General features: G+C 43.0%; 19 protein-coding genes and 2 tRNA genes. 7 read left to right on the top strand and 14 right to left on the bottom strand.

Annotated elements, in window-relative coordinates; translation table 11 throughout:
* Window positions 1-19: 19 nt before the first annotated feature.
* The 3 genes from A1232T_RS10565 to A1232T_RS10555 all read left to right on the top strand — a co-directional run bounded on the left by A1232T_RS10565 (window position 20) and on the right by A1232T_RS10555 (window position 2,345).
* The gene (locus A1232T_RS10565; protein ID WP_244152454.1) at window positions 20-973 is read left to right on the top strand and encodes a YdcF family protein; all 954 of its coding nucleotides are present in this window, start codon (window positions 20-22) and stop codon (window positions 971-973) included.
* A 176-nt stretch (window positions 974-1,149) separates the two neighbouring features.
* Window positions 1,150-1,425 carry a cbb3-type cytochrome oxidase assembly protein CcoS gene (ccoS, locus tag A1232T_RS10560; protein ID WP_077449374.1) on the top strand — a complete coding sequence of 92 codons (276 nt, stop codon included), beginning with the start codon at window positions 1,150-1,152 and terminating at the stop codon, window positions 1,423-1,425.
* 56 nt (window positions 1,426-1,481) lie between these two features.
* Window positions 1,482-2,345 (top strand): sulfite exporter TauE/SafE family protein, encoded by an 864-nt coding sequence (locus tag A1232T_RS10555; protein WP_077449373.1) that lies wholly within the window; start codon window positions 1,482-1,484, stop codon window positions 2,343-2,345.
* A gap of 89 nt (window positions 2,346-2,434) precedes the next feature.
* Here A1232T_RS10555 and A1232T_RS10550 read toward each other — a convergent pair whose 3' ends face one another.
* Both A1232T_RS10550 and A1232T_RS10545 read right to left on the bottom strand, forming a co-directional pair.
* Entirely contained in the window at window positions 2,435-3,586 is a 1,152-nt protein-coding gene (locus A1232T_RS10550; protein WP_077449372.1) for a DEAD/DEAH box helicase, read from the bottom strand.
* 336 nt (window positions 3,587-3,922) lie between these two features.
* Window positions 3,923-4,138, bottom strand: coding sequence for a cold-shock protein (locus A1232T_RS10545; protein ID WP_077449371.1), 216 nt, complete (start codon window positions 4,136-4,138; stop codon window positions 3,923-3,925).
* A gap of 468 nt (window positions 4,139-4,606) precedes the next feature.
* Between A1232T_RS10545 and aroQ the strand changes: the two genes are divergently transcribed.
* Together aroQ and A1232T_RS10535 are read left to right on the top strand one after the other, a co-directional pair.
* On the top strand, window positions 4,607-5,092 hold the full coding sequence (aroQ, locus tag A1232T_RS10540; RefSeq protein WP_077449370.1) for a type II 3-dehydroquinate dehydratase: 486 nt from the start codon (window positions 4,607-4,609) through the stop codon (window positions 5,090-5,092).
* 144 nt (window positions 5,093-5,236) lie between these two features.
* On the top strand, window positions 5,237-6,535 hold the full coding sequence (locus tag A1232T_RS10535) for an ABC1 kinase family protein (protein ID WP_077449369.1): 1,299 nt from the start codon (window positions 5,237-5,239) through the stop codon (window positions 6,533-6,535).
* A 41-nt stretch (window positions 6,536-6,576) separates the two neighbouring features.
* Here the strand turns inward: A1232T_RS10535 and A1232T_RS10530 are convergent, their stop codons facing one another.
* Window positions 6,577-7,344 (bottom strand): HesA/MoeB/ThiF family protein, encoded by a 768-nt coding sequence (locus A1232T_RS10530; RefSeq protein WP_208606947.1) that lies wholly within the window; start codon window positions 7,342-7,344, stop codon window positions 6,577-6,579.
* A gap of 521 nt (window positions 7,345-7,865) precedes the next feature.
* Here A1232T_RS10530 and A1232T_RS10525 point away from each other — a divergent pair.
* Window positions 7,866-9,098 (top strand): NnrS family protein, encoded by a 1,233-nt coding sequence (locus A1232T_RS10525; RefSeq protein WP_077449367.1) that lies wholly within the window; start codon window positions 7,866-7,868, stop codon window positions 9,096-9,098.
* A gap of 51 nt (window positions 9,099-9,149) precedes the next feature.
* On the opposite strand, the gene A1232T_RS10520 is transcribed toward A1232T_RS10525, so the two are convergent.
* Window positions 9,150-9,590 carry a CopD family protein gene (locus A1232T_RS10520; RefSeq protein ID WP_077449366.1) on the bottom strand — a complete coding sequence of 147 codons (441 nt, stop codon included), beginning with the start codon at window positions 9,588-9,590 and terminating at the stop codon, window positions 9,150-9,152.
* Window positions 9,591-9,738: 148 nt separating this feature from the next.
* On the opposite strand from A1232T_RS10520, the gene A1232T_RS10515 reads away from it, so the two are divergent.
* Window positions 9,739-10,251, top strand: a complete 513-nt coding sequence (locus tag A1232T_RS10515) for an Rrf2 family transcriptional regulator (protein ID WP_077449365.1) — start codon at window positions 9,739-9,741, stop codon at window positions 10,249-10,251.
* Window positions 10,252-10,376: 125 nt separating this feature from the next.
* Here A1232T_RS10515 and A1232T_RS10510 read toward each other — a convergent pair whose 3' ends face one another.
* The 10 genes from A1232T_RS10510 to trpB all read right to left on the bottom strand — a co-directional run bounded on the left by A1232T_RS10510 (window position 10,377) and on the right by trpB (window position 22,920).
* Window positions 10,377-11,804, bottom strand: coding sequence for an aldehyde dehydrogenase family protein (locus A1232T_RS10510; protein WP_077449364.1), 1,428 nt, complete (start codon window positions 11,802-11,804; stop codon window positions 10,377-10,379).
* A gap of 307 nt (window positions 11,805-12,111) precedes the next feature.
* Window positions 12,112-12,188 (bottom strand) — tRNA-Asp (locus A1232T_RS10505).
* Window positions 12,189-12,228: 40 nt separating this feature from the next.
* Window positions 12,229-12,304 (bottom strand) — tRNA-Val (locus A1232T_RS10500).
* Window positions 12,305-12,489: 185 nt separating this feature from the next.
* A complete protein-coding gene (locus tag A1232T_RS10495) occupies window positions 12,490-13,659 on the bottom strand; it encodes an HlyD family type I secretion periplasmic adaptor subunit (RefSeq protein ID WP_077449363.1) in 1,170 nt (389 codons plus the stop codon).
* Window positions 13,660-13,661: 2 nt separating this feature from the next.
* Window positions 13,662-16,289 (bottom strand): type I secretion system permease/ATPase, encoded by a 2,628-nt coding sequence (locus tag A1232T_RS10490; protein ID WP_077449362.1) that lies wholly within the window; start codon window positions 16,287-16,289, stop codon window positions 13,662-13,664.
* A 75-nt stretch (window positions 16,290-16,364) separates the two neighbouring features.
* Window positions 16,365-17,915 (bottom strand): TolC family protein, encoded by a 1,551-nt coding sequence (locus A1232T_RS10485; RefSeq protein WP_077449361.1) that lies wholly within the window; start codon window positions 17,913-17,915, stop codon window positions 16,365-16,367.
* Between the two features lie 378 nt (window positions 17,916-18,293).
* Entirely contained in the window at window positions 18,294-19,634 is a 1,341-nt protein-coding gene (gene folC, locus A1232T_RS10480) for a bifunctional tetrahydrofolate synthase/dihydrofolate synthase (RefSeq protein ID WP_077449383.1), read from the bottom strand.
* 83 nt (window positions 19,635-19,717) lie between these two features.
* Window positions 19,718-20,620, bottom strand: coding sequence for an acetyl-CoA carboxylase, carboxyltransferase subunit beta (gene accD / locus A1232T_RS10475; RefSeq protein WP_077449382.1), 903 nt, complete (start codon window positions 20,618-20,620; stop codon window positions 19,718-19,720).
* Window positions 20,621-20,731: 111 nt separating this feature from the next.
* Window positions 20,732-21,556: a tryptophan synthase subunit alpha gene (trpA, locus tag A1232T_RS10470; protein WP_077449360.1), complete on the bottom strand. Its 825-nt coding sequence runs from the start codon at window positions 21,554-21,556 to the stop codon at window positions 20,732-20,734.
* A 116-nt stretch (window positions 21,557-21,672) separates the two neighbouring features.
* Window positions 21,673-22,920 (bottom strand): tryptophan synthase subunit beta, encoded by a 1,248-nt coding sequence (gene trpB, locus A1232T_RS10465; protein WP_077449359.1) that lies wholly within the window; start codon window positions 22,918-22,920, stop codon window positions 21,673-21,675.
* Window positions 22,921-22,939: the final 19 nt, after the last annotated feature.

The following is a 22,939-nucleotide window of genomic DNA, read 5'->3' as shown; positions in this document are numbered from 1 at the left end:
TTCCTGGGTGCTCCCTTTGATGACTAAGTCACTCACACCAATGGCCCCCATGGTCAATATCGTAATAAAAGCCTCTTTGGTATTTTTATTACTGGGATTAATGACCTTGGTTGGGTTTTATACCCCAGTGTTTTCTACTGTGGGATTGTGGGTACTTAATCATTTACCGATTCCTCAGGTAGCTCAGCAACCCAATCAGGTGCTAGCGCCCTCTTCTGAGGCCAACAAAACGCTCGACGTTAATCAGCCTAACCCGCCTTTGTCTTTCAGCTTACCCTTTAATCATGAGCCCACAGCTTATGTTGTGTTGGGAGGGGGTCTTACTGAGGCTGATACCTATCATGACAAACAGGACAGTGCTAAAAGTAAGCAAACTGAGAACGCTCGGCAAATAAAGTCGAGCATTTCAGCAGGCTATCAGGTCAAGCAAAAAACTAATAAGCCTGCCCAACAGACTCCAGCCTCTTCTTTGCATAAACCAGATATTGTGCTTAACGACTATACGCTAAAACGTATGCAGACGGTCATGCAGTATCAACGCAATAACCCCTTACCCATAATATTAACCGGAGTGGATGCCCCCTGGATGCAAGATTGGTTGTATAATTACAATATTAAGAATGTCATCACTGAAAACGCCAGTATGAACACTTGTGAAAATGCCAGATTCACTGCCAAGCGCCTGCATTTGCAAGATGTGTATTTAGTTACTGACGCCTATCACATGACACGTGCCCGCCGACAATTTGCCTTAAATGGTATTCATGCCTTACCCATTCCTGCCCCTCTACCTATGGAAAAAGGTTGGCTTGAACCCAAAAACAATGCTCAGCATTCTCGTCGTACTTTATATGAGTTAGCCGCTTATGCTCGTGATGTGTTTGTGCCTCAAGACAATTGTCGTCAAGCCAGTGAGGTCAGTTTTGAGACCTTATTACGCAGTCGAAAACCGGAAGATGTGAAGACGTTCTAAAGCCCTTTTTAGAATTAAATCCACATTTTTTTTAGTGTTTTTCAATATAAAGTATTATAATATATTTTAAGGTATATTATATTCTTAAAGTTGATGACTATTGATGATTGTGGCCTCTTATTCTTCGCTGATATTTTTATTCAATTCACCTTACGCTTTAAAAATGGATGCCTGATATGGTCAGTATGTATTTACTTATTCCGTTAAGCCTTATGCTATTTGTGATTGGCATTTGGGCGGTTCGTTATGCGGTGAGATCCAATCAATTTGAAGATTTAGATAATGAGTCGCAGCGCGTTATCTTAGATGACCGTCAAGAGCGCAGACAAGCCCTTGGCGGCACTCCTGCTATGCCTAAGGCTGATACTCCATCCAAAAAACCTGACAACCATCCGAAGACCAGCAACACTTCTCACGCTAACAATAAAGATGATTCAGGTGATGGCGAATAGTTGTCAACTGTGAACCTTATATTTGCCCCAAAAACAAACCTTATGGATAATTTGTTATGACAACTCCTTTATTATTAGCAGCATTTGCTATGGGCTTTTTTGGTTCACCACATTGTTTGGGTATGTGTGGTGGCTTAGTTACCGCTTTTGGCCTATCTATGCAGGAAGTAAGCCCACTAAAGAAAAGAGGGCTTATTGCTACTTATCACTTTGGTCGCCTGGTTAGTTACTCAATTCTAGGGGTTATTGCAGGTATTGTGGGCACCACGGTCTTAGCCCCACTATTAATGGGCAACTCAACCCCGCGTATTTTACTGGGTCTGGTATTGGTATTCATTGGCCTATCTATGCTGGGCATGCCTTTTTTAAATAAGCTTGAAAAAGTGGGCATGAGCGTTTGGAAAAAGCTCTCCCCTTTGCGTCAAAAAGTTTTCCCAATAACTACCTTCCCAAGGGCTTTAGCAGCGGGTTTATTATGGGGCTTTTTGCCTTGTGGCTTGGTCTATGGCGCTCTACTGATGGCAGTAGTCGGCAATGACATCGCAACTGGCGCTTTATTAATGTTTGTCTTCGGCTTAGGCACGGTTCCCATGTTGGTCGCCACCCAAGAGACTGTGGGCTGGCTACACAAACAAATTGGCCGCTATAAATTACGTCAATTAAATGGCGTCGTAATGATCTTGTCAGGACTGGCAGTAATTGCCCTACCTATGGCCATGAAACACATGGGCGGTCATGGGTCGCACGGCGGGCATCAAATGCACGACAGCTCAATTTCTGCTCCTGCCGAGCACGGTACTCATAATATGCAGCATATGGCTGATGAGAATATGGGCGGTCATGCACTGCAGCACCAACCTATGAATGATCACATGCACTCAGCAGATGAGATGCCGATGCAGCATCACTCTAATAACTAAAACTCGCGAAAATATTATCCCTACGCCAATAAAAAGGGCTACTGAAATTCAGTAGCCCTTTTAGCTCACTAGAAAATTAGCCTAGTAAACTAGTCGAACTGCTCAAGCTTAAGTTTGGTGTCTAAGTGAGCTTCGATAGCCGGTAAGTTAAAGGCATCATCTTCACTCACGAAGCTGATGCTCACTCCTTTTTGACCGGCACGACCTGTACGTCCTATACGGTGCACGTAATCATCAGGCTGATCTGGCAACGTATAGTTCACCACATGGCTGACATCATCGACGTGAATACCACGGCCTGCCACATCGGTCGCTACCAGCACCTTGGCATTGCCATTTTTGAACTTATCTAGATAACGCTCACGCTTACTTTGATCCACGTCACCGGAGAGCATGACCACGTTATGCTCTGCTCCTAGTCGGTTATACAAGCGCTTAACTTGATCTTTTCTGTTAGCAAAAACGATGACTTTATCTGCTTTGTCTGAGGCCAAAATACGGGTCAATGCCTCATACTTATCAGCTTCTGTTAATAAGTAGAAGTGCTGCTCGACCAAATCACTGGTCTTATGCTCAGGCTCAATCTCAACAAAGACGGGATTAAGTAGCCATTTATAAGCCAAGTTCATCACATCTTGGTTAAAAGTCGCTGAGAACAATAAGCTTTGTCTATCGGTATTGGCCGGCATGTAGCGCATCAGTCGCTTAATATCAGGGATAAAGCCCATATCTAACATACGGTCTGCTTCATCTAACACAAAAGCTTCGATACGGTCTAAGAAAACATGACCTCTATGTATCAAATCAATCAAACGACCTGGCGTTGCAATCAAGATATCAGTGAATCCTTGATCTAACGCTGCTGTCTGCTGCTCATAATCTACCCCACCCATCACACAGACGCTATGCAGCTGTGTATGCTTGGTCAAAGCAATGGCGTCTTCAAAGATTTGATTGGCCAGTTCACGAGTTGGTGCCAAAATTAAGGCCCTAGGCTCACCCAGATATCGCTTTTCATCGGCTTGAAACGGACGCTTTAATAAAGCTTCTATTATGGTAATAAGAAAAGTGGCTGTTTTTCCGGTACCGGTTTGGGCTTGACCAATGGCATCTTGCCCCGCTAACGTGTGCGGTAAAATCTGGGCTTGAATCGGAGTCAAGTGAGTAAAACCCAAATCTTCTACAGACTTCAGGACACTGTCAGTTAAGTCCAAATCGTTAAATTTAATAAAGTCATCCATTAAACTTCCTTAGCTTTTACGTCATTTATGATTATTAGTACGCTACGTTGGTGAGTGCTCAGACCCTATAGGTAAAACGCTTTACCGCCTTTAGATAAGGGAATCTGTTTTAGATACTCTCTATTTTTAGCTATTGTCTATTTTTAGGCTATTATAGGTCATTGCCGTCACCAATGCCCAAGTTAGATAAGGTTAATTATGACAGGCCAATAAAAAAAGCCAACATATCAAATCCAATTTAGCACGAATGCTATTAGGATTTGACACATTGACTTCTTTGATCAATAAACACTTAGGTTAATATAGAGCATTAACCTTTAGCGTATTGAATTTAAATTAAGCGTCTACTTTAGTAACTTCTTCAGCTTGTAAGCCTTTGTCACCTTCAGTAACCACAAACTCTACTTTTTGGCCGTCCTGAAGTGAACGATAGCCGTCACCTTGAATAGCGCGGAAATGAACGAAGATATCCTCACCGCTTTCACGTTGAATAAAGCCAAATCCTTTTGCATCATTAAACCACTTAACAGTACCTTGCTCACGAGCTGACATAATCTACTTCCTAAAACTTAATTAACAAAACTTCAATTAAACCCCAATTAATAAAGCATGTAGGCTTAAAAACCTAAAATGCCTATACTGGGTATAAGAAGTGGCTATTGGCCACTAGTAACCAACATAGACCTTATAATGCTCACAACTTAAGAGTCAGTTGCTATCTTAAAAACTATTAAAACAGCATATTTCTACTTCTGTAACATTACAGACATGTTTGTTATCTAAAACTAATCATAGCACGCCATTTTATCAACACAAAGTGTTTTAACATAACTTTCACACTATCTTGCTACTTTTTTAACCTTTTTTTTAAAATCTTATTGATTAACACCTTTAAATATCTGCACTTAGTCAATATTAATGCTATAAAACTCGGTATAGTATTATAATTATTTTACAGCCCAAAACTTAAAATAAGATATAAAATTTGATTTTATCCCTGTTACTTTTATCGAGTTTATTATGACCCAGCCTTCTTCACAGCAAGTTCATCGTAGAATTTTATTGATTAATGGCCCTAATTTAAATCTATTGGGATTACGCGAGCCTGAAATTTATGGGCACACCACCCTACAAGATATCGAGCAGCGCCTAAGTAAAACTGCCAAAAAGCATAATATTGAACTCATCAGCATCCAGTCTAACCATGAGGGTGAGCTGGTGGATGCGGTGCAACATCATGGCCTGCTAGCTGATAGCGAAAATAAAATTGACGCTGTTATTATTAATCCTGCAGCCTTCACCCACACTTCAGTGGCGTTACGAGATGCTTTATTGGCCATTAATAAGCCTTTTATAGAGGTGCACTTATCCAACATTCACAGCCGTGAACCTTTTAGAGAGCACTCTTATTTTAGTGACAAAGCGGTCGGTGTGATATGCGGCTTAGGTCATTTAGGCTACGATATGGCTTTAACATATTGTATTCAAAGCTTATACAGCGCATAGCTACTGCTATAAAGGTAATAACTCGCCAACGCTATACTAACGATATAGGCCAGCAAATGACCTATACTAATGACTCTTGTTTTGACACTTTTTGAACACTTGTCCCCCTTTTAAGACCCCGATTAAGGGTTAAGGCAACTTACTATGGCATCCTCAAGCAAACGTTTTATGAAACTCGCCGGCATGACGGCAAGTATCGCAGGTAAAGCGGCAAAAAACTCTTTAAAAAGCTTCTCAGTTGATGAAAACAAACGGGCAGAAGCTCGCTCACAAATGCTACAAGATGTGGGCGTTCAAATCGCTGAAACTTTAGGCGAGATGAAAGGGGCCGTCATGAAAGTGGGTCAAATTGCTTCTCAATATAAAGAGGTATTCCCACCCGAGGTTGCTGCTGCTTTAGAAAAGCTACAAAACAATGCTCCCCCTATGCCCTACTCTCAAATTAAATCTCAAGTAGAGCGTGAGCTAGGTTTGCCTATCGAGGAGGCCTATCTTGAATTTGAGGAACAGCCTTTTGCAGCAGCTTCTATTGGACAAGTGCACAAAGCGGTACTGCCTAGCGGTCAAGCGGTAGTGGTGAAAGTTCAGTACCCAGATGTCGATAAAAACTGTGATAGCGACTTAAAACAAGTGCGAATGGCGCTAAAGATGACCGGCGTATTGAGCATGGGCAAAGAGCTGCAAGATCAGATTTTTAATGAGATACGCGACAGCTTAAAAGATGAGCTGGACTACATTAAAGAGGCTCAAAACTTAGCTATATTTGGTGCCTTTCATGCTGATGACCCAGGATTAATCATTCCTAAAGTTATCAAAAGCCACTCCACCAAGCGTATTCTAACCCTTACTGAGGAGTTGGGTGAGCCACTAAGCGTAGCAGCCACTTGGGATAATGACATCAAACAAAAAATTGCTACCCGCCTCTTTCACTTTAGCGCCGGCCAGCTGTTTGAGTTATATCGCATGCATTGTGACCCACATCCAGGTAACTTTGCTTTTCGCCCAGATGGCAGCGTCATCGCCTATGACTTCGGGGGTATCCGAACGTACAGTAACTCAGAAATCCAGCTGTTTAGACGCTTTGCCAAGCATGCTTTAAAAGGAGATGTTACCGCATTAGAGCAGGATCTAGTGACCTTAGGCATCCGCCGAGAAGATGAGGTGTTGATCCCTGGTAGTTTTTATGAAAATTGGTTACAGATAGGACTAAAGCCTTTATCCATTCCTCCGTACCATACCGGAGCTTTTGATTTTGGCAACAGTAATATTCACCATGATGCGATAGGCCAAGCCAAGCAAGGGCTAAAATACTTTAAGCAATTTCAGCCCTCCGCCTCAACTATGATGGTAGATCGCACCGTATCAGGACAATACTGGAACCTAGTTAATTTAGGAGTCGAGATTGACCTTAGCCCACTGGTCAAACACTATATTGAGTTTTAAGCCGAAAGCATTTAGCACAGTAAACTAGCCTGTACAATAAACTAGCTTGCACAGACTCGGCATTTTTTATCTTGTCTATAGCGCAGCTTGTGCTGGGTCATGGCATTGCCATCCCAAATCAGTAACTGACCTGGCAGCGGATTGTGTCCTCGGCCCAAGTACTGTAAAGCCGCATTGGCCTGAAGGTTACCCATGATTGTGGTGGTACTTGCCAACACCCCCGAGTTAGCACAAGTCTGAGCCTGGCTTTCTTCTGTCGCCTCCGAATCTAGCGCCTCACCAAAGACACAGTGATAGCAGCCACTTTGTTTACTTGGCTCATATAAAGCTAACTGACCTGACATACCAATTGCTGAGGCCGACAGTAAGGGAATATTGTTCGCCACACTGACTTGATTCAGTATCTCTCGGGCAGCAAAGTTATCGGTACAATCTAACAGTAAAAAAGGATTCTTGCTCGCTTTGGCTTTATCTACCAATAATAATGAAGAAGCGTTTTTGACCGTTAAACGCTGAGCGCAATAGCTTACCTGTACAAATGAATTAATATTTGATAGCACCTTACACGCTGTTTCTGCTTTGCCTTGACCCACATCCTCTATATTAAATAAGGTTTGACGCTGTAAGTTACTGGGCTCAATGACATCATCATCAATAAGATGAATGGCTCCAATTCCTGCGCGAGCCAAAGTTTCTGAAACCGGACAGCCCAGTCCTCCTGCCCCCAATATAACTACTGTACTGGCTTTTAATCTCTCTTGAGCTGGGATATCCCAGCTAGGTAGCAGTATTTGACGCGAATAACGCATCAATTCATCATCGCTTAAAGTGACATCGTACCCTTGGTTTGACACAGACTTATCCTTTTATAAAACGCTTTTTTATATCAATTATACCTTAGTCATAATAACAAATTGCTCACAAGAAATAGATGAGTAAAATCAGCTTAATACAGCCAATAATGATAATTACTATCATTTACTTTATGGGCATTTTATCCTATAATGGCTGTCAGTTAGTTATTATCAATCATTGCTATAAGCTTTTGATTTATAAAGATTAACTTGTAAACTATAAGCTTTGACTCTGTCTAATAACAATAATAAGCAAAACAGTACTATCGCTTTCTCCACCCCCTATTTGGCTAAGGTCAATTAGGGGTTTTTTATTGTCATAACAAGCCATGCACTCCCTCTATTAATCTGTCTCTTAAATGAGTATAATATAAACATTCATTTTATATACATGTTTATATTATACTCACTATACATACCTATAATTTCCTATTTGATTTTAGCGTGTTCCCACCTTCCCCTATTAGAGGCGCTATATGTTACAAATTCAGCCCCCAAACAAACCTCCTTATTCTCCTCACCCTATTTTAAATCTAGGCTTTCGCATATTTTTTAGTGGGGGTGCTATTTTTGCCATCTTTATCATGGCGCTGTGGATGTTTGTCTTCTTAGGCCACACCCAGATTAATGCCACTCAGGTTAATCCTTTTTATTGGCATGCTCACGAAATGCTTTATGGTTACGCCATGGCCATTATTGCCGGGTTTTTATTAACCGCAGTCAAAACATGGACTGGCATCATGATGCCTTATGGTTATCGCTTAGGAGCTATCTTTGGGTGTTGGCTGCTGGCTCGTCTTGCTTGGGCAGCATTAGGGTTAGGCTTGAGTGCCATGCCTATCTGGTTAGCCATGGCTATGATATTTGATTTATTGTTTATGGGGCTTACGGCTTGGTTCATTATTAAAGCTGTGATGGCCGTTAAGCAATATAAGCAGATGGGGATTATCTCTAAGCTTGTGCTGCTCACGATAGGTAATGGCTTGTGCTACTGGGGAATTTTTACCGCAGATCAAGATTATCTACGCATTGGGGTCTATTTGGGCTTATATCTGGTCATGGGAATCGTGCTCACCATAGGTCGCCGAGTGGTGCCCTTCTTTCTTGAACGGGGACTTAGCTTCGATAGTGAGGAAGAAATTAGCGTTAAAAACAATAAAACTTTAGATGCCCTTAGTCTCGGCTCATTTTTGGTATTTATGATTGCCGATGTCTTTTATCCCAACCCTTATTTGGTCAGTGCCAGTGCCTTTATAGTGGCGCTTATGAATAGCATACGCCTAATAGGTTGGTATCACCCTAGATTGTGGCAAAAGCCTTTGCTGTGGTCGCTGTTTGTTGCTTTCTTAGGCATGTGTATCAGCTTCTTATTGTTCGCCCTTCAGCCTTGGCTTGCCTTTAGTCATAGCATTGCTGTGCACGCTTTAGCATTGTCAGGAATAGGCATGATGACTGTGGCTATGATGGCTAGAGTGTCTTTAGGCCACACAGGTCGCAGCATTCACTCTCCCCCAAAAACAGTCAACTTTATATTTGCTTTAATGGTGCTAGCTTTTGTGTTTAGAGTGATACTACCTCTGGTCGCCCCTAACGCTTACTTGATGTGGATTATGTTGGCTCAAAGTGCTTGGATAGGCAGTTTTGTCTTATTTTGCTTTAGTTATTTGTCTATTCTTGCCAAACCCAGAGGCGATGGTTTATTTGGTTAACTTGATTTAGAGGGCAAGTTAATTATAAACACTTAAGTCAATTTGTTATAATTAACTTAGCCCAGTTCTAAATAAGGAGCCGACAATAACGAAGCTTACGGACAATAGCGTGACTGCCACGATATGTAGTGCAAAGAAGCCCAATCTGGCGGCAGATAACGTAGGAATCACTCTAAAGCGAGCATGTAAAGCAACTAACACGGTAAGGGCCAGTAGGGTTATTTTCAACGTAATGAGCGTGCTTAAATCGTTGTCAAAGCCAAACCACAGACTAACTTCAGGAAACAGCCTATACACCATCCATAATCCTGTGATTATCTGCAAAATTAAGGCAGGCATCCCTATTTTTTCAAACTGCTCTTCAAAAGCCATTAGGCCCGCTAACTGTTCAGTTTTTAAAGCTTTTGGCAGCACAACCAAAGACAATATTAAATGACCACCTGTCCAAATTGTTGCTCCCAGTAAATGAGCTATCAATATATAATTTATCATAACGATCACTACCTACCATTGTATATGTATAGCGCATAAAGCTTACTGACTGTAATTATACCAGTATCGGCCAAAGCTAAGATAAATAAAGCAGTTACTAATTTTAATTTTTATTCTATTTCATCATTTTATCTAAGGGGTAAAATATATGCGCCTTACCAACTATAGCGACTATGCACTCCGCACATTAATGTATCTGGCTGTCATGCCAGAGAGTGAAACATTAGCCACCATCACTGATATTGCCAATAGCTATCAAATCTCTCGTAGCCACCTCACTAAAATTATTCATCAACTGGCACAGATTGGCTATATTGACAGTATTCGGGGCAAAAATGGCGGCATTCGTTTGGCAAAGCCTGCCAAAGATATCATTTTAGGAGAAGTGATTCGTCAGACTGAGCCAGACTTTCAGCTGGTCCCCTGCTTTGCTCGAGTTAATGTAGCAGCACACGATAAAAACAGTGAGACCGCCACCACTAAGCCACCTAAGAAGCCTGCTGAGATATGTGAAATTACACCCGTGTGTAAGTTAAAGTCGGTATTTTATCAGGCAACTCAAGCCTTTTTGCAGGTCATGGATAGCTATACCCTTGCCGATATTGTCGCCAATGAAGAAGAATTATGGCAGATTCTGAAATTTCATAAGGCTTCAGATTAAAGCCCTTTAGTAAATTAAGAGTAAAACAAAATCCTTTAATAAAAAAGCAGCCCCATCAATGGATAGGGCTGCTTTTTATCTACTCACAGCGTTTACTTTTTGAGTATTGGATAAATGAGCTAGATTTAATCCTTTACAACCATCAAGCGTACTTCAGTCATATCTTCAATGGCATATTTGACCCCTTCACGGCCAAAGCCTGAGTCTTTTATGCCGCCATACGGCATGTTATCAACACGGAAGGTCGGCACATCGTTAATAATTACGCCGCCTGCTTCAATGCTATCCCAAGCCTGCATGGCCTTGTTAATACTAGAGCTATAAACCCCTACTTGCAGGCCAAAGCGGCTGTCATTGGCAAGCTCTATGCCTTTATCAAAGTCATCATAAGCCTCTAAAATCATGACCGGACCGAAGGCTTCATCTTTATATAATTTAGACTCATGGCTCACATTTTCAAGAATGGTAGCATTCATAACTAGGCCGTCAGCTTTGCCCCCACACAATAGCTCAGCCCCTTCTTGTACCGCTTCTTGAATCCACTGCTCAATGCGCTCTAACTCGCCTTTATCAATCATAGGACCAATAACCACATCAGCATTGCTAGGATTGCCTGCTTTGACCTCCTGGGCTAAGGCCACAAGCTTATCTTTGACCTTAGAATAAATATCTTTATGGATGAGTACACGCTGCACACTAATACACACCTGACCGGCTTGGCTATAGCCGCCAGTAATTACTCTAGGAAGCGCTGTTTCTAAGTCGGCATCGGGCTCAATCATCACCGCTGCATTACCGCCTAGCTCCAGAACCACTTTTTTCTTACCCGCACGGGCTTTCATATCCCAGCCCACTTTATCCGAGCCGGTGAAAGACAATAGCTTAATACGCTCATCAGTTACCAGTTTATCAGCAACCTTTGAAGACATAGGCAGGATAGAAAAGGCACCCTCAGGCAGATCTGTTTCTGCTAATACGTCAGCAATTAATAGCGCGCCAATAGGCGTATAACTGGCTGGCTTTAGGATAAAGGGACAGCCTGCAGCAATGGCTGGGGCTATTTTATGGGCGACTAAGTTTAGCGGAAAGTTAAATGGAGAGATAAAGCTACACAGCCCAATAGGCACTCTTTTACTAAATCCGCGATAGCCTGCACTGGCTTCGGTGACATCCAAAGGAATGACTTCCCCTTCAGGCATAGTAGTTACCGCGTCAGCTGCAAACTGAAAAGTAGCAATTAAGCGTTTTACTTCAGCCTTAGCAGCACCTTCGGGTTTGCCCCCTTCTGCGATTAACGCTTCAGTAAACTCATCAAATCTTTCATTAAACTTGGCCACACAGTCGAGCAAAATACGCTGCTTTTGATAAGGCTTTAATGCTTGCATCGCTGGAATGGCTTTCACTCCCGCTTCAATGGCTTGCTCTAAAAGCTCGGCATCTGCTCGCGCCACTTCTGCGACAGTTTCCTGATTGTATTTATTGACTACTTCAAGAGCCTCATCCGTGCCTTCATGGGCTTTATTGGCTAAATATAAAGGATAAAAATGCTGCATAGTTCACCTATTGTTTTGTTTGTTTTATTAGATAGTTTCTTAGATGCTTTATTTGTTTATTGATTGGTTGATTAGATGTCTTAATTGGTTTTTTTACTAAAGTAGAGTCCATAGGATAGATAATGGGCTGCTTGGATACTATTGTTTTTTGTTGTTGATTTTATAAGAGATGTTTAGGGTGAGCTGGGTAGAATAACTAGGATTTGTATTCGCATTGGCAGGATCAATAGACACAAAAAAACCTCAGATATAAATACCTGAGGTTGAAACTGTTAAGCTAATATAAGCTTATTGAAGTTTTAAAATATGGCGCAGCGGACGGGACTCGAACCCGCGACCCCCGGCGTGACAGGCCGGTATTCTAACCAACTGAACTACCGCTGCTTAGGTCGCTTTAGAATATTTAACCACTTTCTAAAAATAGTGGTGGGTGATGACAGGCTCGAACTGCCGACATTCTGCGTGTAAGGCAGACGCTCTACCAACTGAGCTAATCACCCTGAGCTCTCGCTCTGTGGGTGTGTATTATATAGATTTAATACTGTGTGTCAAACCTTTTTTTGCAAAAAATTGAATTTATTTCAAAAACTTCCGCAATATTAGGTCTGACACCCTTTTATCTTAAATAACTCCCAGTTAAACCTTATTTATAGGGCTAAGTTGACGGTCTGTTATCAACCCTCAATTAACGCTCACCTAGGCCTTCAGATAAGGTCTTAGTAATCGGTTTGGTTAAGTAAGACAAGACAGTACGCTCCATAGCTTTAATATCAACACTAGCCGTCATACCAGGCTTGATAACAATCTCATCCGCTCGGCCTGCAAATTCTGCCTCACCAATTTTAATAAGAACGCGGTAATAAGGCTCTTCCCCTTTTGGCGTTTGCTCCATCAACGTGTCTGGACTGATATAGGTCACTGTGCCATTCATCGCCCCAAAGATAGAGAAATCATAAGCATCTAACTTAACAGAGGCCGTTTGACCTTCTTTTACATAAGCAATATCACCAGGACTTACCTTGGCCTCTACGATAAGATCACTACTGGTAGGTAGTAATTCCATAATCACTTCACCAGGCTTCACCACACCGCCGATTGTTGTGATATTGATATTATTCACTTTACCATCTTGAGGAGACAATAAGCGTTTTTCTTCAAGTACCTGAGTTCGATCGCGCAGCTGCTCAAGCTCGCTGTCTAACTCTTCTTGAGCTTTGGTCATTTCAGCCTGAGCTTCTTCGAAGTACTTATTACGCTTGTTATTAATCTGCGCCTCAATCTCAGCCACTTGGCGACGTAGTTTAATCACATCTGCCTGACTCACATCACCGTACTGCAATAATGGCTCATTCATATCCAGCTCTCTTTTTGCCAGAACTAGCATTTGTTCTAGCGAGGAGACCTCTTCATTAATGGCCTGTCTACGACGGTTATAAAGCTGAGTTTGGTTTTCTACATATTCAGGATACTGACGCACACTCTCTGGGAAGGTTAAAGGACGATCAAAGATTTCAGCATTCAATCGAGCTAACTGAGCCTGCAATGCCGCTGATTTAGTCGCTGAGCTGTCATAAGCTGCTTTTGCACGCTCTTCTTCCAGCACCACTAACAGCTGACCTTTGGTTACCTCGTCCCCTTCTGAAACTAAGATTTCTGTTAGGATGCCACCCTCTGAAGCTTGAATCTGCTGAGTTCGGGCACTAGCAATTACCGTTGCTTTAGCACGGGTAACTTGGTCAATCTCAGCAAAGTAGGCCCATACCAGTAGTATCGTAATACCCACAAGGGCAATCCAGATAGTGAGACGAGCACGGCCAATTTTTGGCTTTGTGGGGGTATATTGATATTCAGACATGCCTATTTCTCTTCAGATGTGGGGTTAATAATAATGGTATTGTGCTTAGCCTCAACTGAAGGCTTAGGTTTAGAAGCTCCAGTATCCTCTGCAGTGGTCTTAGACACTGTTGCGCCCTTATTATCGATAGAGTCAGTTGCCTGAGAGGCAGTGCTGCTACTTTCCGAAGCAGGCTTAATGACTATCTTAGATTTTGCACTACTTGTAGACTCGTTTGGGTCACGGTCTTGGGCTGGGCTATGCGGCTTATCATTTTGGTTCTTACCAGACGACTGCGGCTGCCCCTTAGGGTTCAACTTATTTTGCCCCTCTCCAGCTCCTGTACCAGGTTTACCACTAGGTGCTTGCGGACTTTGAGGGTCTTGAGGATTAGGCGATTGTGGCTTGGCATTAATGGCTGCTCTTGGAGCGTCCTGCTGAGTCACTCTACCTGCATTGCCTTGTCGTTTGGCTTGCTCGTTTTGCATCAGCTGTTTTAGAACCGCTTCTTTGGCACCATCCATGACAATTTGATGGTTATCCATAATGATAATGCGGTCCACCAAGTCTAATAAAGCCGTCTTGTGCGTTGACACCACTAAGGTCTGACCTTGTTGTAGCTCATTACGCAGAACTTGAATACAGCGCTGCTCCTGACGGTTATCCATGGAAGCGGTAGGCTCATCTATCAAGAAGACTGAAGGCTTGGTTAACAGCAATCGAGTAAAGGCCACCAATTGTTTTTGGCCTCCTGATAATCCGCGTCCGCCTTCACTAATCGGTAAATCTAGACCACTTGAGTGATTGGATACCAGATTAATAAGTCCTGTTTTTTGTAGCGCATCATGTAGCACATCATCATTGGGCGCTGGCATACCGATAAGTAAGTTTTCACGCAAGGTCCCTTGGAACAAGCGGTGATCTTGCTGTAAGTACCCTATTTGCTCACTTAACGACTCACGACTAATCTGCTGAATGTCTAGCCCATCTACTAAGATACGGCCAGAGGTCGGAGCATATAGTCCAGAAAGTAGTTTTAATAAGGTCGATTTACCAGAACCAATAGGGCCTAAAATGGCAATTCGCTCACCCGGCTGAATGACCAGCTTCTTGATGGTGACGGCAGGACGGTCATTGCCTGCATAGTTAAACACCATATCATCAACTTGATAATGACCTTTAATTTTGGTTGGTGATAAAGGATAGTTTACGCCATGGTTATCTTGCTCAAGAGCAAAGATAGCCTCAATCATACTCTTAGCTGCTTTGGCATGAGAGTACTGTACCAATAAGTTTGGAATAGACATCACCGGTGCCAGCACTCGTCCGCCCAAAATAGAAGAGGCAATCAGGCCACCCATGGTCATATCACCTCTCATCACCACGAATGAGCCGGTAATCACAATACCCACATAACTGGCCTGCTGTAGCATTTGCGAAAAATAACTTAAGTTATCATTAGCATGCTTCATATCTAAGTCATTTTTGATGGTGACATTCATCACATCTAGCCAGCGTGATAAAAACTTCCAGCTGCCTGCGCCGGCTTTAATGGTCTCAACCCCTTCTACGGTTTCTACCAATAACCCTGTCTTATAATAAGAAGCCGAAGCGCCTTCTGCAGCAATAGCATCAATCTTTTTACGAGCGCTTAAACCCATAGTGATGGCAATAATCGCTGCGATAATCGGCACCAACGCTACCAAAGGCGAGGCAATATAAGCAATCAGCGTAATAAAGATAATGGTCATCGGTAAGTCGACCAGACCAAAAAGCGTACTGGCGGTAAAGAAACTACGTACCTGCTCATAACCTCTTAACTGAGCAGCCATAGAGCCTACCGACCCTGGCATTTGGTCAATACGAACCTTTAATAGACGCTGAAATACTTCACGAGATAAATACTGATCTAGCCCTACTACCACCTTATCCATAATCTTGGAGCGAGCAAACTTCATAAAAGCTTCGAAGATGATGATTAAGGCCACACCACTGGCTAGAATAATTAGCGTATATTCACTGCGAGTGGGAATGACTCGGTCATATACCTGCATCGAGAATAAAGAGACCGCTAAGGCTAAGAAGTTAATTAAGAAGGAGGCAATTACCGCTTCTACCACCACCCCTTTATAGTTGAACAGATCTTTTTTTAATAGCTCTGTAAATGAGGCGTTTTTCTTTTTGATATGGTCTTCTTTTAAGCGCAGTCGCATGACCAGCTTTAATTCATCTAAAGTAACTGGGCGTGTCTGTGTTTCTTGACGTAAATTCCAAGCCCCTTGTGGGTTCTTACCATCGATTACCCCCCAACCATAACGGGCGTGATAGCCAAGTAACGGTAAAAATGCAGCATCTGGCTGTTGAAGAATCTCTGGCGACTCTTCAATCCCTAATCCTCTTAATACCCCGATAAATCCACCTAAGGTATTGATGCCTCGGCCTTGCTCTTCAGCTTTTGGATTGTCATGCTTTCTAATCACATCCTGCAAGCGAATATTATCTACCGGATACCCTTGCTGACTTAGCAGGTGACGCAAGGCATCAGCTAGAGTTTGAGCGGTTGATAATTCAGGAGAACTGGTCACCAACTCATGGTGTGACCCTGTGTTGCCTGTCTCTAAATTATCTGATTGATGTTGGTTAGTACTCATAATTATCACTTATTAAATGTTTTTATATTCGCAGACAGCAGACTGGATAACTTTTACGCTGATTTATTTTTTTATTTACTCAGTATCAGCTTGGCTGTCATTCATATTATTAAGCTCAGGTTTTTCTACCGTAACGTTAGTAGGATTGCCTTGCTCATCAAGCATAATATAAGCCCCTTGATCGAGTTGCTGCTCGATATGGGCTGGCAAATTCACTTGGATGTATTCATCCTGCGCCTTCGACTGTTGTCCATAGCCAAACTGTTTGCTCTGTGCTCTACTCTGCTGATTATTAACCCACTCTTTTACAGGGTCTTGCACACTAAACATTTTTACAGGCTGACGGTTATGGGCATAAACTTGCCAAGGCATTAAGCTAAAGTCGACTTGCAGCTTATAAAAAGACCCTAAAATATCTGAGCGAGTCTGTACCAGGTTCACTTGATAGTCACTTAACTCACGCACCGCGTTTAGCACTTCTAACCAGGACTTACGGCCAGCGATGAACTGACGCTGATAAGAGTCCAGTACAATTTGTGCCCCAGCTACCGCAGACACTAAAGACAGCTCTCGACTCTTGGCACTAGCAAACTGCTGATACTGAATTTGGATATTTTCCATAACCTGACGCTGAGCCGCTTCTTTATTTTGAATTAAGCTGTTTACGCGAGCTTCAGAGGCTCGGGTTAACGCCATATTTGAGAATCCAGCTCCTGGTTGATAGTCTAAGCCCACAAAAAACTGACCATCATCTTCCTTGGTGTCGTGATCATATTCGTGCCTGTATTCAGCAAAAACCACAGGATATTTACTAGCACTTTGGGCTTTAACTTCTTGTTTAGCCGATTCAATTTGGAAGGCTTCTTTTACTACAGTTGGGTTGTAGAAGCTGGCCTCATTAAAGGCCATTTTTTCAAAGCCCATAGAAGCTCTTTTTACCTGCTCGACCAAGGTATGCAGCTGCGGAATATTGTGCTCACTGCCTCGAGGTAATGCTCGCCCCGTAATTTGTTGAAGTCGAGCCTCTGCAATGTGTTGCTGCTCTTTGGCGGCTTCATAAGCATTGGTTTCTTGCAAAATACGGTTGGTGACCAAGTCCAGTTCAATACGGGCTGAAACCCCTTGATTGACTCGGCGCTGCATCATGGCTTCAAATTCACGTAACTGCGAGATGGTCTCTAAATAAACACGCTGCTGAGCCACCGCATTGATATAGGTCTGCCACGCTTCGATGGTAGTTTTGGCCACCTGGTTTTGTTGTGCATAGATATTTTCAGTGGCAGCTTTGTCATCAAATATGGCTTGGTTGACGTTCGCAGTAAGCCTACCGCCTGTCCATAAAGGCTGACGAATGCCCACCTCAGATACGAGGTCATCATTATTGCCATATCTTGTTGAAATGCTAGGAGTTGGCAATAAATTCAGCTTAGCCGCATTGATTCCTTCTGTCGTGGCTTGCTGTTCGGCTCTTGCTGAGCCAACCATGGGATGAGTTTCGATCGCCTGCGAGATTAAAGAATTAATCTGGACGTCAGTGACCACGGTATTGGCCTGACTTGGTAAGCTAAAACCTACCATTAAGGACAAAACCAGTAGCATCTTATTTTTATTAGGGCTAAACATCATAATTTGATTACTTATTCTATGAAGGATAAAGCGCTGCAAAGGCACCCAGGTATCATATGTTATATAGGCTTAACACCAATCCATTGGCATTAAAATCACTATTATTATAAGGGATTATATTGCAATAATACTACATTCTTACCACATATATCGATTAATATTCAATCTTGAGTAACAATTAAATCTAACATTAAATATAATATTTTTAATAAATAACACAACTAACTTTCTTGCTAAGCGCACAGTGACGCACTAATTAGGATAAAAAAAATAAAAAAGGCAAGAGACCGATAAGTCCTTGCCTTTATAACCATTGAGTAGTTAAATTAAAAAAACTTCAGCATTAAAAAATACCTCAGTCTTAACCCCCTAAATTAATTAATAAAGTTTAGTAAGAGGCTCTAGTACTTCACCAATGGTATGAAATGAACCACAAACCAAAATTAAATCTTCAGTATCAGTAGCCGCTATCAAGCTCTCACCAACGCTGGCTAAATTCTCGTAGCTAACAATATCTTGTTGATTGTTTTTTTGTAGTATTTCAATCAACTGCTCCGCCTCTGCGGCTCTAGGATGGTCAATCGTTGCCACATGCCAAGTCTTAATAGGCAGCTTTGAGCTTACCAATAGCTCAACCACATGATTGATGTCTTTATCCGCTAGCATAGAGAACAAGATATGCAGTTCAGCTGCTGGATGGTCGGCTTTGTGCTGCTGCCACATGGGCTGAAACTGACTCAATAAGAAAGTCATTCCCCGCTCATTATGTGCCACATCAAATAACCAATGACGCTGTGCAATCTCTCTAGCATCAAAGCGCCCTGCTAATTTGACTGCAGTTAACCCGGATTTAATGTGCTCAGGAGTAATGGTTAACTTACTTGCCAGCACGGCCGCTACGGCATTATTACTATTAATTAAAGACAGCTTAGGCTTCGGTAACTGTAAGCTAATACTGGCACTGCTAAATTGCCAAGTCTCTGCTTGCTCGGTAAAGTCATAATCCTTACCCACTTGATAGTAAGGACAGTCTAGCTGTTGTATCTTATCTAACACAGACTGCGGCATATCTGTCTCACCGTATACTAGCGGTATGCCTTCTCGTAAAATGCCTGCTTTTTCATAGCCAATCTTTTCTCGAGTATCCCCAAGCCAGTCAACATGATCGATGCCAATATTGGTGATCACCGCCAAATCTGGATTGATAATATTAACCACATCCAGTCGGCCCCCTAGCCCTACTTCTAACACCCAAACATCACAGTCTGCTTGGGCAAAAATAAGCATGGCCGCTAACGTGGTCATTTCAAAGAAGGATAGCGTTAAGTCACAAGCTAACCTTGCCTGCTCCACTTGGTAGAAGGCATCAATCAGCACTTGGTCACCCACAGGCTGACCATTGATGCGCACTCTTTCATTGAAGTCTATCAAGTGTGGCGACTGATAAAGAGCGGTCTTATAGCCGGCTTGTTGGCATATTTCACTAATAACTGCTGTGGTAGAGCCTTTGCCATTGGTACCAGCAACGGTGAACACATAAGCGTCATCTTTGGCCGACTGTATTAAGCCTAAATGGTTGGCCACAGGCAGTACTCGAGACAAACCCATGTCTATCGCAGATACGTGTATTTGCTGCATGTAATAAATCCAGTCTGATAAAGGACTGGATTGGTTTGGCGTAGTATTGGCCAGTGTTTGGGAAGTTGAAGGAGTATTAATCACGATACCTCTCAGCAAATAAAATAAAAACCAATTAATCTGTTTATAAAAACAGCCAAGCCCATTTAGGTTAGCTGTTTAGGTTAGCTAGGCATAAGTTTGGCCAATAAGCGATGTACGGTATCATTTAGCTGATGACGGTGAACCACTTGGTCAATCATTCCATGCTCTAATAAATACTCTGCTCGCTGGAACGGCTCCTCTAAGGTCTGTCTAACCGTCTGCTCAATGACTCGCTTGCCAGCAAAGCCAATCATAGCCTTAGGCTCTGCGATATGGATATCACCAAGCATAGCCAGTGAGGCCGTCACTCCACCATAAACAGGATTGGTCAGTACCACAATATAAGGAACGCCGGCCAAACGTAGTCGCTCAATAGCGGCTGCCGTTCGTGCCATTTGCATCAAGGATAATACCCCTTCTTGCATACGGGCCCCGCCAGAAGCAGCAAAGCAGATTAACGGTATCTTTTGCTCAAGGGCGACTTCAGCTGCCTGAACAAAACGATCTCCTACTACTGAGCCCATTGAACCTCCCATAAAACGGAAGTCAAAGGCGCAGGCCACCACATCCATCTTACCCAGCTTCCCTTTGAATACAATCAGGGCCTCACTCTCACCCGTTTTTTCTTGCATCTGCTGCATACGCTGCGGATAAGGCTTACTGTCTACGAAGGTTAACGGGTCGCCGGCATGAAACTGCTGACCCAGCTCTTGCTCGACCTGATCCAAAAAGTCAGCCAAACGTTCTCGAGCCGTCATAGCCAAATGGTGGTCACAGTGAGGACACACATAGCTGTTAAAAATCAAAGCCGTATTGGTGGTCATAGAATGACACTGTGGGCACTGAGTTGACGGCTCGGTCTCTACCGCTGTCAATTGCGGCAAACTGTGACGCTTCACTCGAGGCACAGGACGCGATAGCCAAGTCTCACACTTGCGCTCTGTGGTCGCTGTCTTTTGGTCGCTTTGAAGTCCAGAATCCATGGCAGCTTCGCCCCTATTTTTGTTAGGCTGGGTTTTGGGCAGATTACTATTATTAGTCATAAGTACATCAAATTAATATTAATAAAAAAGTATTTAGAGCAAGCTCTTAAACTAGGCCAATTGATCTAAAGCCTGGCGCAGCTCATCCATTTTTTCCATGATTTTAGCTTGAGCAGCAGCAATCTCTTCTTGACTAGAGTTGCTGTCTAGACCGGTAAAGTTCTTCACCAGCTCACTACCCACGATAACCCCATCGGCATACTGTCCAATAGCAGCCGCTGATTGCCCATCACGAATACCAAAACCCACACAAATAGGCAGATCGGTTTCTTTTTTAATGGCCTGAACCTGCTCTCCTACAGCCGCCGTATCTAGACTGGCAGAGCCCGTCACCCCTTTTAGCGAAACATAATAAATATAGCCACCACAATGAGTCATAACCTGCTTACGACGCTCAGGCAAAGTTGTGGGTGATAATAAGAAAATCTTATTCATATTATGCTCTGCCAGACGCTGTACAAAATCGCCAGATTCGGCAGGCGGTAAGTCAACCACCAACACCCCATCTACACCAGAGTCATCACACAATCTAATGAACTCATCATAGCCAATGATTTCAATCGGGTTTAAATAACCCATTAAAATTACCGGTGTAGTACTGTCCGTTTCGCGGAACTTCTTAACCATTTGTAGCGCTTGATGGGTACTTGTGCCCCCTGCTAGAGCACGCTCGCCGGCCAAAGCCACTGTAGGACCATCAGCCATTGGATCTGAAAATGGCAGACCCACTTCAATCATGTTGGCGCCGTGATTCACTAGGTCGTGCATTAGGCCCACAAAGCTATCTGGCGAAGGATCTCCTGCCATAACATATGGAATAAGGGCTTTTTTATTTTGTTGTTTTAGACTTTCAAATGCGGTTTCAATTCGAGTCATGATATTCCCTTAATAAATAATCTGGTCGATACTCAGTAAAACTGAAGGTGGGTTAACAGTTTTTAAAACCTTTAGCGTCCTAAAAACTGCTACTGATGACTTATAATAAATAAAGCTTAAAGCTCAATACCTTCAGCTTTCATTACAGAATGCAAGTCCTTATCCCCACGTCCTGACATATTAACAATAATGGTTTGGTCAGGTGTCATGGTCTTGGCAAGCTTTAAGGCATACGCCACGGCATGCGAAGACTCTAAAGCTGGGATAATGCCTTCTTTACGAGTCACTTCGTGGAAGCCATGTAGGGCTTCTTTGTCTGTACAACCTACGTATTCTACGCGTTTCACATCTTTCAAGAAGCTGTGCTCAGGACCCACGCCGGGATAGTCTAGACCAGCAGAAATTGAGTGTGTCTCTAAGATTTGACCCTCATCATCAGCCATCAAATAAGTACGGTTGCCGTGTAGCACTCCAACGCGACCTTTGGCCAAAGGTGCTGAGTGACGCCCTGTTTCTAAGCCATCACCTGTGGCTTCCACACCATAGATTTTTACGTCTTTGTCATTTAAGAATTCATAGAACAGGCCGATGGCATTAGAACCACCACCCACACACGCCACTAGCGCATCTGGTAGCTTGCCGGTTTTTTCTAGGTGCTGAATACGGGCCTCTTTACCAATAATGGCCTGGAAATCACGAACCAATAAGGGATAAGGGTGTGGGCCCGCAACAGTACCAATAATATAGTAGGTGGTATCTACGTTAGTAACCCAGTCACGCATCGCTTCGTTCATCGCATCTTTTAAAGTACGTGAGCCAGACTCAACGGCCACCACTTTGGCACCCAGCAAACGCATACGATAGACGTTCATCTTTTGACGCTCTACATCGTCTGCACCCATGTAAATAATACATTCAAGGCCCAAACGCGCAGCAATGGTGGCGGTCGCTACACCATGTTGACCAGCGCCTGTTTCCGCAATAATACGTTTTTTACCACTCATCTTCGCCAATAGCGCCTGACCAATGGTGTTGTTTACTTTGTGCGCCCCAGTGTGGTTTAGATCTTCACGCTTAAAGTAAATCTGTGCGCCGCCAATCTCATCACTCAAACGCTTGGCATGATAAAGCGGGGTTGGACGACCCACATAGTTCACCAAATCATTGTGATACTCTTCCCAAAACTTAGGGTCTTGCTTAACTTTATAATATAAAGTCTCTAACTCTTCTAAAGCGGCCATCAGGGTTTCAGAGACGAAGCGTCCGCCGTGAATACCGAAGTGACCACTGGGGTCAGGATACTGATTGAAGTCAGCAATATTTTCTACTTCATCATTGTGTGGTACGTTATCAAAGGTTTTCATATTTGGTTTTACCCTACTT

Source organism: Psychrobacter pasteurii (assembly GCF_900162815.1).
Classification (GTDB): Bacteria; Pseudomonadota; Gammaproteobacteria; order Pseudomonadales; family Moraxellaceae; genus Psychrobacter; species Psychrobacter pasteurii.
The sequence above is the reverse complement of the archived record's forward strand: the minus strand, read 5'-3'. Positions and strand labels throughout refer to the sequence as shown.

Excerpts from the sequence above, each read along its gene's own strand:
- A1232T_RS10565 (WP_244152454.1), top strand. The coding sequence starts at position 20 with ATGACTAAGTCACTCACACCAATGGCCCCCATGGTCAATATCGTAATA.
- ccoS (WP_077449374.1), top strand. The coding sequence starts at position 1,150 with ATGGTCAGTATGTATTTACTTATTCCGTTAAGCCTTATGCTATTTGTG.
- A1232T_RS10555 (WP_077449373.1), top strand. The coding sequence starts at position 1,482 with ATGACAACTCCTTTATTATTAGCAGCATTTGCTATGGGCTTTTTTGGT.
- A1232T_RS10550 (WP_077449372.1), bottom strand. The coding sequence starts at position 3,586 with ATGGATGACTTTATTAAATTTAACGATTTGGACTTAACTGACAGTGTC.
- A1232T_RS10545 (WP_077449371.1), bottom strand. The coding sequence starts at position 4,138 with ATGTCAGCTCGTGAGCAAGGTACTGTTAAGTGGTTTAATGATGCAAAA.
- aroQ (WP_077449370.1), top strand. The coding sequence starts at position 4,607 with ATGACCCAGCCTTCTTCACAGCAAGTTCATCGTAGAATTTTATTGATT.
- A1232T_RS10535 (WP_077449369.1), top strand. The coding sequence starts at position 5,237 with ATGGCATCCTCAAGCAAACGTTTTATGAAACTCGCCGGCATGACGGCA.
- A1232T_RS10530 (WP_208606947.1), bottom strand. The coding sequence starts at position 7,344 with ATGCGTTATTCGCGTCAAATACTGCTACCTAGCTGGGATATCCCAGCT.
- A1232T_RS10525 (WP_077449367.1), top strand. The coding sequence starts at position 7,866 with ATGTTACAAATTCAGCCCCCAAACAAACCTCCTTATTCTCCTCACCCT.
- A1232T_RS10520 (WP_077449366.1), bottom strand. The coding sequence starts at position 9,590 with ATGATAAATTATATATTGATAGCTCATTTACTGGGAGCAACAATTTGG.
- A1232T_RS10515 (WP_077449365.1), top strand. The coding sequence starts at position 9,739 with ATGCGCCTTACCAACTATAGCGACTATGCACTCCGCACATTAATGTAT.
- A1232T_RS10510 (WP_077449364.1), bottom strand. The coding sequence starts at position 11,804 with ATGCAGCATTTTTATCCTTTATATTTAGCCAATAAAGCCCATGAAGGC.
- A1232T_RS10495 (WP_077449363.1), bottom strand. The coding sequence starts at position 13,659 with ATGTCTGAATATCAATATACCCCCACAAAGCCAAAAATTGGCCGTGCT.
- A1232T_RS10490 (WP_077449362.1), bottom strand. The coding sequence starts at position 16,289 with ATGAGTACTAACCAACATCAATCAGATAATTTAGAGACAGGCAACACA.
- A1232T_RS10485 (WP_077449361.1), bottom strand. The coding sequence starts at position 17,915 with ATGATGTTTAGCCCTAATAAAAATAAGATGCTACTGGTTTTGTCCTTA.
- accD (WP_077449382.1), bottom strand. The coding sequence starts at position 20,620 with ATGGATTCTGGACTTCAAAGCGACCAAAAGACAGCGACCACAGAGCGC.
- trpA (WP_077449360.1), bottom strand. The coding sequence starts at position 21,556 with ATGACTCGAATTGAAACCGCATTTGAAAGTCTAAAACAACAAAATAAA.
- trpB (WP_077449359.1), bottom strand. The coding sequence starts at position 22,920 with ATGAAAACCTTTGATAACGTACCACACAATGATGAAGTAGAAAATATT.